Source organism: Paenibacillus sp. USDA918EY (assembly GCF_009870825.1).
Taxonomy (GTDB): Bacteria; Bacillota; Bacilli; order Paenibacillales; family Paenibacillaceae; genus Paenibacillus_AQ; species Paenibacillus_AQ albilobatus.
This window is the reverse complement of the sequence record NZ_WTWY01000005.1, coordinates 30,385-46,141: the sequence shown is the minus strand read 5'-3', so window position 1 is coordinate 46,141 and position 15,757 is coordinate 30,385. Positions and strand designations below refer to the sequence as shown.

Below are 15,757 nucleotides of genomic sequence, written 5' to 3'. Positions count from 1 at the left end.
CTCCGTTGAAATAATTAAGTCGCCGTCGTCGACGTTAAACCAACCATTCTAGTAATTTTCCCGGCGTTGCTCCGCGTCTTGCTTCTCTTCGTCCTCTTCCGTCAGCTGATGAGCCGAGTTGCGGAATTCGCGAAGCGTCGTTCCCACCGCCCTGCCGAGCTGCGGCAGCTTGGACGGCCCGAACAACAGCAGGGCGAGCAGCACGAGCAGCAGCAGCCCCGGTATTCCGATTGTTGAAAGCATGGCCGATCCCTCCTTTTCTGAAGTTGTAAGACCATCGGATGGGTCCGGAAGCGCTGGCCCGTTCAGGCAAGCATGCCTCCCTGTTTCAAATATTTCTGGATCCCTTCCGCCGCCCTGTAGGCCAGCGCGCCGACGGTATCGGTCGGATTGTATCCGCTGTTGTGCGGGAATGCCGAAGCACCCACCACAAACACGTTTTCCGCTTCCCACATCTGGAGGTAGCTGTTTACCGCCGACGTTTCCGGGTCCGAGCCCATAATGACGCCGCCGGTATTGTGGGTGGATTGGTAAGGAACGATATTATACGGGTCCAGCTTGTCTTTGATCTCTACATGGGAAGGACCCATTTCCTTCATGACCTCGCCCGCCTTGCCGGCCAGAAACTTCGTCAGCTCGCGGTCCTGGTCCTCGAAATCGAACGTAATCCGCAGCAGCGGCTTACCGTAAATGTCTTTATAGGTCGGATCGAGATCCAGGTAATGGTGCTTCCAGGGCAGGCTGGCACCCTGCGTCGCTACGGTCAGCACCCGATTGGCATACTTCAGCGTGGTCTCCTTCCACTTCTTGCCCCAGGTCGGGGTGCCCTGAGGCGCCGGGTTATTTTCGATCGGTCGCAGTCCGTTCTGGCTGATGCGGATGCCCGCCCCGTGCAGAAATTTCAAATCGGTATGGTCGAAATTGTCCCCGTTGAAGTCGTCGAACTCCATGCCGAGCGCCCCGGCGCCCATGAACGTGCTGAATTCTTCATCATCGTAAAAGCCGACCGCGTGCCCGGAGTTGACCTGATACGCATAATTCCGTCCGATGGTTCCCCGGCCGCTCTTCCGGTCATAAGGCGTCCCGAGCTTGGAGTTCAGCAGCAGACGCACATTATTCAGCACGAAGCTGCCGAGTATGACCACGTCCGCCGGCTGGGTCACCTCTTCCCCGGTCACCGTGTTGATGTACACCACGCCGGTCGCTTTTTTACCGTCATGCAGAATTTCCGTCACGTTCGAGAAGGTGCGCACCTCCAGCTTGCCGGTGGCCATCGCCGTTGGGATGACGGTAACGACAGGGTCGGCCTTGGCGCCGTACTCGCAGCCGAACCGCTCGCAAAAACCGCAGTACTGGCAGGCTGCCCGGGAGACGCCGTCCGGATTTTTGTAGTTCTCGCTCAGATTCGCCGAAGGGATCATGTACGGATGGTATCCGAGCTTCTTCGACGCCTCTTCGAACCTTTGCAGGATCGGCGTTTTTTTCATCGGCGGCGTCGGAAACGGATTGGAGCGTTTGCCGAGCATCGGGTTCGCTTCGGATTCTCCCGAAATGCCGGCCATCTGCTCAAACTTGTCGTAGTACGGTTCAATTTCGTCATACGTGATTCCCCAATCCTGCAGCTGCATGCCCTCGGGAATTTTGCCTTTTCCATACCGCTCCACCGTCTTGCTGTGAATCTCAAAGTCGTACGGCAGGAAACGGTGCGTCTGCCCATTCCAATGCGATCCGGCACCGCCGAGCCCGTCCCCCAAAAGGAAGGAGCCGTAGCTGCGCATGGGCAGCGCCCTCATGGACTCCGTATTTCGGAACGTAATCGTTTCCTTGGATAGATCCTGCATCAGTTCAAAACGCCGCGCGTACCGCAGCTCGTCATGATCCATAAAATAATCCGCCGTGCTCCGGCTTTTTCCGCGTTCCAGTCCGACGACCTGGATGCCCGCTTTGGTCAGCTCGGCCGCAATAATGCCGCCGACCCAGCCCATTCCAACAATAACCACTGGTACTTTAGGTAATTTGGCCACGTCTGATGTCCCCTTATATCTGTGAAATTTATTCGCTCATGTGAGCCTGCAGGCTTTTCGGCTGGATTTGGACCAGCCCTTCCTTCGTAATCTGCTGGGCGTAGCTCATCTGGTTGCCCGGAAATTTCCGCATCTTCCACCCGTTCATATTCCGGTTGCCGCCATAAAGCGGATCCGCGTAGACTCCCTCGATCGTCAAATTTCTCAGCATCTTGAAGAAACTGCTGCTCGTTACCCCGCGCATGGGGAATTTGTCGCCTTTTTCCATGGCGGTCAGCACTTCATCCTGCTGCTGGGCCTCAAGCTCCGTAAACGCCTTTTGATACTTTTGCTGGCAGTAGCTTTTCAGCCCTTCCAGGCCCAGCGTGAACATCTCGTTGCGTTTCAGGCGCGACTGTTCTCCCTGCGTTGCCTGGGCCTGGACGAAAGGACCCATCATATAGTCCCGCGCGTTATACCCCCATGGGCCTGCGAGCTGATGATCAATAAAGAACGCCACGCCCAGCGCCTTGGCTCCGGGACCGTTCTCATCTTCGGGATAAATCCGTTCGACCGCTGCTTCGGTCATTTTAAACTGCTCCTGATTAAAAAACATCAGCGCATCCTGCAGCGAAGCCTCGGGCTTGCTGCTGGCCGGCGCGGGCGCGGGTGCATGTTTTTTCTCCAGACTGTCCGTCAGGACGCCGCCGAACACGCTGCCGACGACCAGACCGCCCAGCGTCATGCCCGAGGCTTTCAAAAATTTCCGCCGGGATTCATCCGGTTCTTTTGACCGGGCCGGCTTTCTGCTATTTCCCAATTTCAGTCCTGGCAAGATGATCCCTCCGATTATGAATATTGTGGATACAATAATAAACACCACTGCGAATGAGTTACCCAGAATTTCTCTGTTTCAAACGGCAGCATCTGACATCAGGCGTCATATTGAACCTAATCGCCAGCAGGACTGCCGGCGCTTTCGGGAGCCGCGTTCAGATCTCCGTTAAGAATCGGCGCCCTCCCTATTTACGTCAAAATTTTGAATTAAGCGAGCTGTGAGCTGCTTTTTCGAACACCAAAAAGAGAGCCCGGGGTGTCTTATAGGAGGGCGGCCGTGCTCCTCGTGCTGACAGCAACATATATCGTTAAAATACAAAAAGCCGCAATTATGCGGCTTTTAAGCGTGTGCGTTCATGCTGTCTATTAAATTGGATTAACATTACATCCTAGCAACAAATCTCATTCTGAGAGCCTGGTAGCATACCCGCCCTTCCGATATGCAGCCCATCCGGTGTCGGAGTTTCTCCCCGCGGCTTTTTTCAGCCTTCGAGCAGTTTAATCAGTTTTTGCAGGAGAACAGGCTCTTCATCGCGGAATTCGTCGAACCGAAGCCTCAGGCGTTCAAACACTTCTTTGTCTTCGCGGATTTCATGACGAATGTATTGATCCCTCAGCTTCATCGCTCTTTTGGTTATGTCCTTGTAGCCATCTACAAGTTCTTCGTCGTACGGGATGATGCCCTGATCCACCAAAAATCCGATCCGCTCGATCATCATTTTTTTATGCTCCCAGAGCACATGAAGGTGCCTCACATCGTTGCGGCTACCCAGTCGGGAATCGTTGTTCTCTACGGCATCAAAGTACATTTGCAAATAGTCGTATACCTTGATTCCGAAAGCATCCTCATTGTCGAAATTGTAATTGACCCGGTTTAAATGGGTCTCCCCGTTAATGTAATCGCGCAGCTGGTCGATCGCGGCCGTTTTGTCGAAAGGATAAGGAGAATGCGGTTCGTATTTGTAAAAATACGTATGATGATCGGCTGCGAGATTCTCTCTCAAAAGCTGCCTCATGGATTGGACGGCATCCTGGAACTCCCCGAACGGAATCTGCAAATTGCGGTATACTCCCGTACGGTCGAACATGGAAGCATGGAAGGCCCTTTCGTCCCAGTCGAAGCCATATAGAAATAGATGATGAGGGAATGGCCCTTTTTGATAGGTAGCCGCCGGCGATAGCTTGGACTCATCCAAAAACACGACGCAATAGTATCCGTTGCGAATTTGATCCGCGAAAAATTTTGGCCAGGCGCCCAATGCCAAATTCTCCAGAATCGTGTAATTGACGGAGCAGGTGAGGAGAAACGGGTTGTTGAAATTCAGCTCGTTGGGTTTGCCCCGGAAAAAATCGAGAAAGCACTGCCTGCCGTCCTCCAGAAACTTTTTGGTGCAGGATAACTGAATAAAATTGCTGTAGTACCAAGGAATGGTTTCTTCGTGGGCGCTCGTGATCGAAAGCGTGTAAGCCCACCGCAAAAATCCTTTAAGTGGCGGATTCAACACCGGAAGCTGCATGGCGTTCACTGGAATACCTCCCTTCCAGGTGATCCGGAATCGTGACCGGCAGTACTCCGGCAGGCTCTGCCATGCCCATTAGTACACGGGATAGGACCTGCAGAGTCTGCGGATGGTGCTCGTAACAGGCCAGAAAGCCCTGTACCTCCGGGAATGCCGCCAAATCGACGGGATTCCGCAAGGAGACCGGGATGACTTTGCCCCCAACCGTCAAAAGTTTGTGAACCAAAGCTGGCTGCCCGGGATTAGAAGCCGCGTGAAAAACGCCTACGATGATCTGCCCATACTCTTTCGCTTCGGAAACCAAGGTGGTGATCTCATCCGGATTCGGACTGGTCCCGTACACATGCTCCGTTAATTTTGCCGTGATAAAAGGACGCAGACAGTTGCCGAGGGTGTCATCATATAACGGCTCGTCCTCGGATTTGCAGGCGGCTGTCATTGGCGGCCAGAGCACGAGCGTGTCGATTTCGGGAGACAACCGGCAAAAATCTGGTACATGATTGACGGCGGTGATGCTTTTTTCGCGAAGCCGCTCAATCGTCCGAAGCGTCTGCGGATTTTCCAGCAAGGCCCGCGCCTCTTCCCAATTGCGCTTCTGCAGCTCGATGCGGCGCTTCTTGAGACGGAGGATACGCTCCACGGAAGCATCGATCCGCTCTTCCGGAAGGCGCCCGTTTGCCACAGCATGTTCCAGGGCAGCCACCGCCTCCAGCTGGCTTTCGTACGTATGGCTGACGAGAAGAAGGTCAGCCCCGGCCAGCACGGCCCGGACGACTGCTTCCCCCACGCCGATTCCCTGCGTGACGGCGTTCATCTCCATGCAGTCGGTTACGATCATCCCATCGAATCCCAGCTCTTCCCGCAGCAGACCCGTCAGTATATCCCGGGAGAGCGTGGCCGGAACGGATTCTCCGCCGGTGAGCAGCGGAATCCCGACATGGGCCGTCATGACGGCTTCCGCCCCGAGCTGCGCGGCCTGCCGGAACGGCACGAATTCCACGGTCCGCAATCGCTCAAGGGTATGCCTCACGACCGGCAGCTCCGCATGGGAATCCGTCTCCGTGTCGCCGTGCCCGGGAAAATGCTTGATGACGGATATGATTCCTCCATCTTGAAAGCCGAGCATGGCCGCGATCCCCAGCTCCGCAACAAGTTCGGCATCGTCTCCGAACGAGCGGACGTCAATGATCGGATTTCGCGGATTGACGTTGATGTCCACCACAGGCGCGAAATTCATATTGATGCCCAGCGTCTTCAGTTCCTCCGCCGTTCCCTTGGCGGCTTCGTAGAGCAGCACGGGATCGCGTGCCGCTCCCAAGGCCATCGCCGCGGGCAGCTGCGCAATCCCCTGCCTTACCCGGACGACCATCCCCCCCTCCTGATCCGTTCCGATCCAGAGCGGTATGCCCGTCGCAGCCATAGCCAACCGCTGGAGTTCCTGCGTTAATGCAAACGCCTGCCGAGGGTTGTCCAGATTACGGGAAAACAACACGATTCCCCCGATGAAATGGTTTTGCAACAGGTCGCTGATATTTGCATCCGGCATGCCGTTTTCGAAGCCGGCCATCAACAATTGGCCGATTTTCTCCTTCAACGTAAGTTCGTTACACGCTCTCATTTTGTTTCCCCCTCCAGCCGTTACAATTGCGTCCAATCAAACAGAACACCGGTGAAATCGGATTTACGCCCGGCCAGCCGCGAATAGACCGATATGGCTTCGAGCGGGCTTGCTACTTCGGTAATAAGACTTGCGACGTCCAGTTTTCCCCGGCGGATCGATTCGAATATGAATTCGTTCATGTCCGCTTCGGTCCAGCCTTTAAAACCCGTCATCATCCGGCCGTGAATCCCTAGTATGCTGACCGAATTAAAGACTACTTTCGGCCCGATCGTCTGCTTAGAAGGTTCCGTCGAATCACCCAACAGGATTACTTTGCCCAGGTCCCGGGTCAACTGCGTACAGTAGGGCAGTACGGCGTAAGAACCCGTCACGTCATAGATCGTGTCCAGCATTCTGCCGCCGGTAAGTTCTTCTACCGGTCCTAATGCTTCAGCCACCGGAAGATTCAGCAGGTCGGTCGCCCCGTTTCTGCGGGCATGGGCCATGCGGGAGCTTTCCGGTGCAATCGCGATAATCTGGCGAGCACCACCCGCATTCAAATACTGGATCACAAGCTGGCCGATAAGACCAAGCCCAACGACGCCCACTCTTTCTCCGAATGCAGGCTCGGCTCGCAGGACCCCCAGCAGGGCAACCTTCGCAATCTGCGTAAAGACCGCCTCCTCGTCACGGATCGAATCAGGGATAACCGCCGCTTCCTTGGCATCCGCGAGAAAGTACTGGCGGTGTCCGGCCGGACAGATGATCCTGTCGCCGGCTTTTATTCCCTCCACCCCGCTTCCGGTCTCCAACACTTGCGCGGCCATGGAATATCCCGGATAGAATGGGTACCGAACCCAAGACGACCAGACCGTCCCCTCGTCGAAACGTCCCTTCAGACAAGCCAATTCCGTTCCCGTGCTGATCAGTGACTTTTTGGCCGCGCATAAAATTTGTCCCGGTCCCGGCTTAGGCACCCTTTCCTCGATAAGTTCGATCCGATCCGGCCCCTGAAATACGCAATTTAACGATATGCGGCTTACGGTTGTCGCAATGTTTGGCATGCGTTAGCACTTCCTTTTCTAAAATGTAGAATAGAAACCCTGTACATTTCATGGCCGGGAGCTTCCCGCAGATACAGGCAAACAGCAGCCTAGACAGGTTCCCCTAACATACAGCCGCCAAGAGATGCCTATTATAATATGCCGTCTTAACTGCTCGCGCTGCTGTATCCCTTCACGGCCTGCTTCCAGAGCAGCCGTACGGCTGCGAAGAACAGAAGCGAACCGGCCAGCGCCAGTCCTACATGGAGCCAGCTGAGTTGTCCAATCAGAAACATCGGCCCGAAATTGGTAATAAGGAACAGAGGAATGATAAAGGTTCCTATCCGTCGGACCCAAGCCGGGTAAATAGCCATGGGAAAATTGTTGGCGTCCCAGACGGAATGGGCGATATCCGACACGGAACCCGTCTGGACGAACCAGAAGGAAAGCAGTGCCGGAATAATCATCAAGCAATACGTGATAACAACGGAGACAAACAACAGCAGGGCAAACCCTGCGAGCTGCAGAAACGTCAGCGGAATATCCATGGCATGCCAGCCGATGCCGACCATGACGAACCCGACCAGAATGTCGGGGATCGGCAGCGCCAGATCGACGTAACGCAAGGAAGCCATGAACTGTAGGGAGACCGGCTTCGTCAGCATTAAATCAAGCGAGCCGTCTTTGATGTACTCAGGAATTTTCATGAAATTTGTCAAAAACAGGCCTACATAAATCCCGGTCACCACGGTGTGCATGCCTATAAATAAAAGCAGCCCTTCCGGCGGTATGCCTTCGACGTGAAGATCGGTGCGGAACACGACAAGCACATATAACAGTTTGGCAAGCAAATAGACGGATTCGACCAGCATGCTCATCATAAAGTTGCCCCGAAACTCCATCTGGGCGATGAGGCAATTTTTGATGAATATGCCGTACAGGCGCATGTATTTCCTCGCGATTTTAAACATTCGTAACGTCCGCTACCCCCCAACCGCCGAGTATTTCTTCAGAGAGACGCGCCACGTCAGACGCGAGAGCCAGAAGAACAGCAAAATCCACCCGCATTGAGTGAGTAGCCCCTGATACATCGCTGGCCCTTCCATTTTGCCGCTGAGGACGTTGACCGGAAAATAAATCGTATACGGGAACGGGGTGTACTGAAGCGCCTTCACAACCGATTGCCCGAAAATCTCCAACGGAAACATGCCTCCGCTTAAAATATTGATAAGCAGACTTGTAATTACGAAAAAATACGAGATTTCATGCAGATAAAACGCGCTTGCGCAGATGCAGTAGACGATCAGGAAGTTGAGCAGAAGCGCACCCCACAGCGTGACGGCGAACAAGGCCAAACGTAAGACCTGGACATCGAGCACATCCATGGCGGACGCCAGCCATATAATCGCGATCAGCAGAAGAGCCGTGATGCCATAGTAAACCGCCTTCTGGCCGAAAAAGGACACCAACCGATAAGCGAAGTAACTTACCGGCTTGATCAAATATTTGTTAAGCCCGCCGTTTTTAATATCGTCGGCGATCTGGTGCTCGAACTGGGTAGCGATCAGCTTGGACACCAACCCCGCCAAGATCGTATACAAAATAATTTGACCGTACGAATACGAAAACAACGCCGTCTCGCCGGAATGCCGGTACACCGCCGTCCAGATGAAATATTGGACAAGAATCGGAAATGCGGCCCCAAGTAGGCCGAGAAAGAAATGAAACCGGTATTCCATCGAATGCTGGACGCCCATCGAAAAAACAGCCATGTACAATTTGCGTCTGTTCATCCGGCGGATTCCTTTTGGTAGAGCATGGAAATGCTCTCCTCGATCGGCACGTCCTCTATCGTCCAGTCAACGATTGGAAACGAGTCGAGCACGGCGCGCGACACTTCCTTCAAGCGGTGTCTAGGCAGTTTGAGAACAGCGTTATAGCCGTCTGTGCTGACAATGATCCCGAATTTGGCCAACCGCTGCTCGGTTACGGGTTCGGCGAACTGCAGCTTTACAATTTTCTGTTCGCCCATAAGTTCGTTGATTTTGTGAAGCTCCCCGTCATACAGCAGACTTCCTTCGTTAATGACGATCGTCCGCTTACACAGGTCCTCCACATCCTTCATGTAGTGGCTCGTAAGCAGGATCGTGGCGCCGAACTGCTCATTGTAGTATTTCAGAAACTCCCTGACCTTCTGCTGGGAAGGGAAATCGAGGCCGATCGTCGGCTCATCGAGATACAGCAGCCGGGGCCTGTGGATAAGCGCGGCGATCAGCTCCATTTTCATCCGTTCTCCCAGGGAAAGCCGGCGCACCTGCACGTCCAGAAGCTCCTGCACATCGAGCATTTCCGACAGTTCGGCAAGACTCCGGCGGTAGAGATCATCGTCCACGTCATAAATACATTTGTTCAAATAAATCGATTCGCTGGCGGGAAGGTCCCACCAAAGCTGGTTTTTCTGGCCCATCACTATGGAGAAAAGCCGTTTGAATTCGTTCTTTCGCTCCCAAGGCACATAACCGAGTACATTCGCCTCCCCGCTTGTGGGATACAGAATGCCCGACAGCATTTTGAGCGTCGTGGTTTTCCCCGCTCCGTTGGGACCGAGAAATCCGACGCACTCCCCGGGGCCGATGTCGAAGGAAACGGATTTAACCGCTTCCTTCACCAGCGACTTGCGGGCGAATAAATTTTTGAGAGAATTTTTAAGCCCGGCTTGTTTCCGGTAATACACGAATGATTTGCGTAGTTGACGCACACGGATGTAGTCCATTACTGCCCCTCCTGAACCATTGCCTGTTTTGCCTGATTGGGCGGCATAAAATATAAACGCTTAAATTCCATTGTTATAAAGAAGCACGCATTTGGAGCAAATCGGCATCAGACCACAGGCCAGAACCTCGCGCTGTTTGCGGAGATCGTCCCCGTGAAAAATATCGGCCATGCTTTCTTCGTACAAATTGCCGACACTGAATTCCGGAAAAAATTTGCATGGATTCACTTTTCCGTCCGGCATGACGTCTATGCGGTTTGAGATCGACAAGCATTTCGTCCGGTTCATGGCCGGCTTTTCGCTGCCCCGGATAAACCCTTCCACCTCTTCAGGCTCCAATGCGGGCTGATAGCGGATGCGTATATTCCACACGCGGGAGTTGACTCGTTTAAGCTCTTCGATCAGCGTATCGAAATGGTCCGGTGAAATGTGAAACGTGAAGGAATGCCAGCTGTTCTTGTGGTTGTCAGCAAAGCGGGAGGCAAGGTGCGGGAAATGGGCATCGAAGTAAGCGTCCATTTTTTCCGCCGTATTCGGAGGGATGTACCAAGGGAAGCAGAAGTAGACGGAATCTACGCCCATCTCTTCGAAAAATTCCATAAAGCTGTAAAGCTGGCCGACCATCTGGTCGTTTACCGTCAGGGCGACGGACACTTTGCCTTTGTACAGGCCCTGTTTTTGCAGATCCAGCAGCAGCTGTATGGCATGAATCACTTTTTTGAACGTGCCTTTGCCCCGGATCGCGTCGTTCTCTTTCTCGAAACCTTCCAGGCTGACCAGCATGACCAGATTTTCCGACATTTTCAGAATGGAATCCAGCTTTTGCTCAATGAGAATCGCATTCGTACAAATGGTCGTGTACCGATCTTCTTTGGCCAGCAGCTCCGCCAGTTCATCGAACTTGGAGTAGAACAGCGGCTCCCCGCCCCACAGGAACACACGCGATTTGCGTTCTCTTGTTTCAGCCAGAAGTTTCTCCACGACGGGTATTTCGATTTCATCCTTCTTCGCTTCTTTGGCAAAGCCATGATGGAAGCCGTCCGGATTCCATTCGAAGCAGTGCTTGCAGCGCAGGTTGCAGCCGTTGTTGAGCTTGATCCCGATTTCGTAAGGCACGGGGGCCGCATAAGTCGGATCTTCCCGCCGCTTTCTTCCCGTTTCCGCCAACGGAACCAGGGTTCTTTTCATATTGCGGAACGTCAGTTGGTCAAACGTAACTGCTGTTTTCGGCTGCATACATATTCCTCCCAAAATGGTTGATTTTTAATCGCTGCTCCAGCAAACGACTATAAATCCCCTCCAGATGATGTTCCGAAAAATCCCGGGCTTTCCATTCCGCAAACCGGATGCCGAAACCGCAGGATTCCCAATAGGTTGAATTATGAAGCTCGTGATCGCCGAACGGCTCCAGCATGATAAAAGGGATTCCGAACGCCAGCGATTCGTTTAAGGTTGCTCCTCCCGGCTTGCTGATGACCGCCGCGCAATTGCGCAGCAGGTCCGTGTAAACGGAGTACTCCCCGAGCGGGTACTCCCGGAGAACGCCGTCTTCACGAACATAACGGATCATCGGCGGAAACGTGTGCTTCCCCTGCGTGTCCCGGATCCATGGCTCCCAGGAGGCGTCCGTTCCGAAGTAACGCGTAACCCCGTCGTCCTCCTCCACCTCGGAAGGATCGTAGACGATCACATCGAGCTTGCGGCCAAGCGCGCGAAGTTCGCGGATCGTCTCGGCGTAAGTGCCGATTCCCCAGCCGCCGCCATGGATCATAATGCGTCCGACGCGCTGCCCGTAAGGCAGCGGCTCCGCTTCGTCCGAAGCGATGTAACTGTCCGGGGACAGCTTCGAAGGCTGGTAGAACCAGACGTTGTCATAGCCGGGATACAACTGCTTGTGTACCTTATAAGAGGGTGTATCCGATGCATCCAGCCGGATCAGCTTGATGTCCAGGGGCCTGCCGGCAGCAGCCTTGTAGCGCTCCAGGATCGGCAGCCAGAAGCCGGTAAATACCCCGAAACGGTACGCATCGGCCCGCATCCAAGCGTCAAGAAGCCTCCCGACCGCATCGTCGTTCAGGGAAGGTCCAACGGGCTTGGCCAGCTTATGCCCCATACGGGCAACGGAGAAATCGGCATGGAATGCTTTTTTGGTGGACCGGATCTTGCGCCGGATTTCTTCGTGATACAAATTCTCCAGAACGTGAACGTCCGTTCCGACTCCTTTGCCTTGCAGGTATGAGTGCAAATGCATTGCCGGAATGTATGCGCCGAACGAATTTCCCGACGCCAGCAAGGTAACCGGAGATGAATTCATGCGAGAGCCCCCCGTGTTCCAGATTTAGTTGTACACTTTAACGGACAAGTCGGCGAGCACCTGCCGCAATCTTTCGAGCAGTTCGCCGCGGTGTCCATCGTCACGTCCCACCACCGATACATACAACCGTCCCTTCGGCATGCCTCGTTTGTGCAACGTTCCCTCAGCGATCCGGCGGCGGGTCAGCATCTCGTTCACCATGACGGTATTCGATGAGAGAGGGACGATTCCGTACTCCCCGGGTGATGTCAACAGAAGACCGGATGCGTGCAATGCGTGCAGCAGTCTCCCAATCGTGAAGTCGCCTTCCGGAAGACCGAGGGACAAGAACGTAAGCCATCCGGTAAGGCCATACATTTCCCAGCATTTATCAAGATAAGCGTTAATGAGGCCCATGGACTTGCGGGCGTTAATCTCCACAATGGATGCGACTTCCCCGTCTTCCAGCACCATGGAGTCGAAGCAGGCGAAGCCGTGGTAGCCGTCCTCCGCCAGCAGCCGGAGCGCTTTCTCTATCACGGTGAAATAGCCGGCGTTCTCAAGCAGGCGGATCAAAGCTTCATCCGCTTGAATAGACCCGCCGTAATTTTGCTGGCGATTCACCATCCGCTGAACGGAGATGAATTCCGTCTCGCCGTTCTCCCGGATGAACCAGTGGGAACTGAAGTCGGTTTCTTTCATCAGCAAGGGCTCAAGCAGAAATTGAGAGCGCAGTCCGCTTCCCTCCTGTTTATGCAGGTGCTCTACTATCCTCCGCTGAATGGCTTCACTGTCGATGAGCAGATTGCCCTTGCCCGAGACACCGAAGGGATCTTTCAGCAGATATGGGCCCCGCTTCAGAAGAGCATGTCCGATCGTCTTTATTTCCGCTGCGCTGTTCGCCTCTGTGCCGTAGCACTTCTCTCCAATGCTGGATAGGAGCCGGTTGGAGTACAGCTTTGAGTTAACGCGTGCAACTGTCTCAAGGTCCGGCAAAGGTCTAAACGGCCCGGCGGCCTGCAGGTAAGCTAGCGTATCTGCCGTAATGGCGTACGGGGACAGAATCTTCGTGGCGTGGGTGGATGCCGCTTCATCCGGTGACGGCGTTTTCCTTACATGATCGGCCGCAAGCCTGAACATGCACTGCTTGAAAACATCCGGTTCGGGTAAGGGCTCCTTCTCGTCGTTCAAATCATAGTGATAGCGTGTTCGAAAAGAAAAGCCAAGCCCGTCCAGGTACTCGTGCAGCGCTGGATCGATGTTGCAACGGCTGTAGAGGACATCGTCCGGCCCGCAGAACGGGAAAAGAAGCTCGTCCATACACAGGACAATCGACTCCCGGTCCTTATCGGGCATCGAGGGCAACCGGGCCAGCTCCGGATCTCTCCAACGCGTTTCGGGGTCAAAGGTACCCATAACGATTTTCGGAATCACACCGGCTTCATGGCTTGGCATCTTCGTATATTGGCTGGCCTTGCGGCTGGCAGCTTTTCAAAAAAGTAATAAAAGCGTCGATGGACCGGAGATGTTCGTAATCGAATTGGTCATAGTCGATGGTCACGTTCAACTGATCCTCGACCTGAAGCATAAACTGGATCATTTGCAGAGAATCGAGGCCGATATCGTTGTTCAGATCCATTTCGGGGGACAGGGATTGGCGGAGTTCAGGCTGGTCTTCTTTGATAGCGCACAAAATGTCTACAATTTTATCGTACATGACTACACTCCTTTAAAGGGGTAATGTATGAAGTACAACCGTATCCTTGCGCTTACAAATTCCACTCAAAAAAACTGCTTTGTTATCTCCCTCCCTTTTCCATTAGTTACATTTATTATCTTTCTTATGTTAATTTCTGTCAATAAAAATCGCAGTCATAGGAGCACCGGCTCTGATGCGGCTGCGAATGTACATCCAACAATGCGCAGCTGATCTAACCCTATTTTGGGTTGGAGCAAATATCCGCATAGTTCACCGTTCGGTGCACTGGTCTCATGCAGAAAAAATAGGCACCTTTTTCAGATCTACATAATATCCTGCATTAGTTTACTAAAGGGAGAGCCTGAATGAAAAAGAACTTAACTTATGATTACATTGTGGTGGGCACAGGTCCGGCGGGTTCCGTTATCGCGAAGACGCTTACCGACGACAAACGAACCTCCGTACTTGTCTTGGAAGCGGGGGGAAATCATGATAAAGATAAACCGATCAAGGATTCCACTTTTGCACCGGAACTTGAAGAAAGCTTTTCCCCAAATTATTTTTGGCAAGGCGAAGGTGTTCCCCTGGAGGGCCTGGATGGCCGCACATTCGAGTGGACTACGGGACGTCTCTCAGGAGGCGGATCCTCTATAAATGGAGAGCAATATGTGCGTCCGACAACAGCTGTACTCGAAAAATGGGAACGGCTGCTTGGACCCCTATGGTCACCTGAAAAAGCCATACGGCGATTCAAACAATTGGAGAATTTCAATGGATCAACGACAAATCGGGCTGCGCACGGTTATAAAGGAAGAATCGATATCAGGCAAGCGCCCGAAAATCCAACATCGATGGCTCAAAAACTGGCAACGGCCATCGAGCGTGCTTCCGGTCATCCGATAATTCTTGACTATAATGATCCTGATACCCCTATTGGACCGTTCACACGCTGGCAATTGTACCAACAACCCGATGGCCGAAGGGAAAGCTCGTCGACCGCATTTTTGTCTTCGGATATCATGACGCCTTCAGGCGTAGGGGTTCATAATCGTAAACTAACCGTATTGTTCAGGACAACGGCTCTTCGTATTCTCTTTTCCGGCAAACGTGCCATTGGAGTTGAATTTTTGAAGGATGGTAAATGCTCTCGTGCATATTCCCGTAAAAAGGTGATCATTTCGGCAGGAATCAACAGCCCGCAGATCTTGATGCTGTCCGGGATCGGATCCGCTAAAATGTTAAAAAAGGCAGGTATCCCCGTCGTTTTTAATAATCCGAACGTAGGGCAGCGATTAAAAAACCACACTTTAAACTTCGCTGTATTTTCCGTCAATTCAAATGATCGCCCCCTCCCTGCCCAAGATCCAAACGCACTGTATACAGGGGGAGCTTTTTTGCCGGATCCATCCGGTAAAGATCCAGAAGAGCGGGCCGTTCAACTGCTTGGCATCGGAGCCGATGATCAATTGACAATAGCGATTCTGTACTTACGCCCCAAGAGCAAAGGGAATATCCGCCTACAAAGCAAAGATCCGCTTAACATAGTATTGGCAGACGAAGGATTTCTTTCGGATCCGGACGACATGGATGCCGTAAAAAGGATCTATCGAACGTATATCAAAAACATTGCTCTCGAGCTATCGCGAATGGATCCCTCTTATCAGCTCCTCTCGCCTACGTTTGATGTGATTGACGATGATGAAAAACTCGAAGAATTCATTAAAGAAAATTTTGATCATAATCATCATCAGCAAGGGTTTCTGCGAATGGCTCCTTTGTCAAAAGGGGGAGTCGTCGATTCTAGGGAAAATTTACACGGGGTCAAGGATTTGATCGTTGCAGATGCCTCCATAATCCCTTTTACAGTGGATGGAAACACCTCTTCGGCTGCCTATCTTATCGGCTATACAATCGCGAAGCAATTATGTAAAAAAACAACCCGCAATAAAAAGCAGCGAACACGAACAGAATGGGTAGAAGAGTAAAATG

General features: G+C 52.9%; 14 protein-coding genes. 1 reads left to right on the top strand and 13 read right to left on the bottom strand.

Features of this window, described 5'->3' with window-relative positions:
- Positions 1–48: 48 nt before the first annotated feature.
- The 13 genes from GQY55_RS12300 to GQY55_RS12240 all read right to left on the bottom strand — a co-directional run bounded on the left by GQY55_RS12300 (position 49) and on the right by GQY55_RS12240 (position 13,786).
- Positions 49–243: a twin-arginine translocase TatA/TatE family subunit gene (locus GQY55_RS12300; protein ID WP_160041717.1), complete on the bottom strand. Its 195-nt coding sequence runs from the start codon at positions 241–243 to the stop codon at positions 49–51.
- A gap of 62 nt (positions 244–305) precedes the next feature.
- Entirely contained in the window at positions 306–1,985 is a 1,680-nt protein-coding gene (locus tag GQY55_RS12295; RefSeq protein ID WP_160042268.1) for a GMC family oxidoreductase, read from the bottom strand.
- Positions 1,986–2,052: 67 nt separating this feature from the next.
- Entirely contained in the window at positions 2,053–2,838 is a 786-nt protein-coding gene (locus GQY55_RS12290; RefSeq protein WP_236575571.1) for a gluconate 2-dehydrogenase subunit 3 family protein, read from the bottom strand.
- Between the two features lie 484 nt (positions 2,839–3,322).
- Entirely contained in the window at positions 3,323–4,357 is a 1,035-nt protein-coding gene (locus GQY55_RS12285; protein WP_236575595.1) for a hypothetical protein, read from the bottom strand.
- Positions 4,326–5,978: a glycoside hydrolase family 3 protein gene (locus GQY55_RS12280; RefSeq protein ID WP_160041713.1), complete on the bottom strand. Its 1,653-nt coding sequence runs from the start codon at positions 5,976–5,978 to the stop codon at positions 4,326–4,328. The genes GQY55_RS12285 and GQY55_RS12280 overlap by 32 nt, the downstream gene beginning before the upstream one ends.
- A gap of 20 nt (positions 5,979–5,998) precedes the next feature.
- Positions 5,999–7,024, bottom strand: a complete 1,026-nt coding sequence (locus tag GQY55_RS12275; protein ID WP_160041711.1) for a zinc-dependent alcohol dehydrogenase — start codon at positions 7,022–7,024, stop codon at positions 5,999–6,001.
- A 146-nt stretch (positions 7,025–7,170) separates the two neighbouring features.
- Positions 7,171–7,974 carry an ABC transporter permease gene (locus tag GQY55_RS12270; protein ID WP_160041709.1) on the bottom strand — a complete coding sequence of 268 codons (804 nt, stop codon included), beginning with the start codon at positions 7,972–7,974 and terminating at the stop codon, positions 7,171–7,173.
- 12 nt (positions 7,975–7,986) lie between these two features.
- Positions 7,987–8,796, bottom strand: coding sequence for an ABC transporter permease (locus GQY55_RS12265; protein ID WP_160041707.1), 810 nt, complete (start codon positions 8,794–8,796; stop codon positions 7,987–7,989).
- Positions 8,793–9,776, bottom strand: coding sequence for an ABC transporter ATP-binding protein (locus GQY55_RS12260; RefSeq protein ID WP_160041705.1), 984 nt, complete (start codon positions 9,774–9,776; stop codon positions 8,793–8,795). The genes GQY55_RS12265 and GQY55_RS12260 overlap by 4 nt, the downstream gene beginning before the upstream one ends.
- Before the next feature lie 60 nt (positions 9,777–9,836).
- Positions 9,837–11,012: a radical SAM protein gene (locus GQY55_RS12255; RefSeq protein WP_160041703.1), complete on the bottom strand. Its 1,176-nt coding sequence runs from the start codon at positions 11,010–11,012 to the stop codon at positions 9,837–9,839.
- The gene (locus GQY55_RS12250) at positions 10,984–12,090 is read right to left on the bottom strand and encodes a hypothetical protein (RefSeq protein ID WP_160041701.1); all 1,107 of its coding nucleotides are present in this window, start codon (positions 12,088–12,090) and stop codon (positions 10,984–10,986) included. Before GQY55_RS12250 ends, GQY55_RS12255 begins: the two co-directional genes overlap by 29 nt.
- A 24-nt stretch (positions 12,091–12,114) precedes the next feature.
- Positions 12,115–13,485 (bottom strand): hypothetical protein, encoded by a 1,371-nt coding sequence (locus GQY55_RS12245; protein ID WP_236575570.1) that lies wholly within the window; start codon positions 13,483–13,485, stop codon positions 12,115–12,117.
- A gap of 25 nt (positions 13,486–13,510) precedes the next feature.
- Positions 13,511–13,786 (bottom strand): acyl carrier protein, encoded by a 276-nt coding sequence (locus tag GQY55_RS12240; protein ID WP_160041697.1) that lies wholly within the window; start codon positions 13,784–13,786, stop codon positions 13,511–13,513.
- 347 nt (positions 13,787–14,133) lie between these two features.
- Here GQY55_RS12240 and GQY55_RS12235 point away from each other — a divergent pair, with 347 nt between their 5' ends.
- On the top strand, positions 14,134–15,753 hold the full coding sequence (locus GQY55_RS12235) for a GMC family oxidoreductase (protein ID WP_160041695.1): 1,620 nt from the start codon (positions 14,134–14,136) through the stop codon (positions 15,751–15,753).
- Positions 15,754–15,757: the final 4 nt, after the last annotated feature.

Coding starts and splice junctions, on each gene's coding strand:
- GQY55_RS12300 (WP_160041717.1), bottom strand. CDS start 243: ATGCTTTCAACAATCGGAATACCGGGGCTGCTGCTGCTCGTGCTGCTC.
- GQY55_RS12295 (WP_160042268.1), bottom strand. CDS start 1,985: ATGGGCTGGGTCGGCGGCATTATTGCGGCCGAGCTGACCAAAGCGGGC.
- GQY55_RS12285 (WP_236575595.1), bottom strand. CDS start 4,357: ATGCAGCTTCCGGTGTTGAATCCGCCACTTAAAGGATTTTTGCGGTGG.
- GQY55_RS12280 (WP_160041713.1), bottom strand. CDS start 5,978: ATGAGAGCGTGTAACGAACTTACGTTGAAGGAGAAAATCGGCCAATTG.
- GQY55_RS12275 (WP_160041711.1), bottom strand. CDS start 7,024: ATGCCAAACATTGCGACAACCGTAAGCCGCATATCGTTAAATTGCGTA.
- GQY55_RS12270 (WP_160041709.1), bottom strand. CDS start 7,974: ATGTTTAAAATCGCGAGGAAATACATGCGCCTGTACGGCATATTCATC.
- GQY55_RS12265 (WP_160041707.1), bottom strand. CDS start 8,796: ATGAACAGACGCAAATTGTACATGGCTGTTTTTTCGATGGGCGTCCAG.
- GQY55_RS12260 (WP_160041705.1), bottom strand. CDS start 9,776: ATGGACTACATCCGTGTGCGTCAACTACGCAAATCATTCGTGTATTAC.
- GQY55_RS12255 (WP_160041703.1), bottom strand. CDS start 11,012: ATGCAGCCGAAAACAGCAGTTACGTTTGACCAACTGACGTTCCGCAAT.
- GQY55_RS12250 (WP_160041701.1), bottom strand. CDS start 12,090: ATGAATTCATCTCCGGTTACCTTGCTGGCGTCGGGAAATTCGTTCGGC.
- GQY55_RS12245 (WP_236575570.1), bottom strand. CDS start 13,485: ATGGGTACCTTTGACCCCGAAACGCGTTGGAGAGATCCGGAGCTGGCC.
- GQY55_RS12240 (WP_160041697.1), bottom strand. CDS start 13,786: ATGTACGATAAAATTGTAGACATTTTGTGCGCTATCAAAGAAGACCAG.
- GQY55_RS12235 (WP_160041695.1), top strand. CDS start 14,134: ATGAAAAAGAACTTAACTTATGATTACATTGTGGTGGGCACAGGTCCG.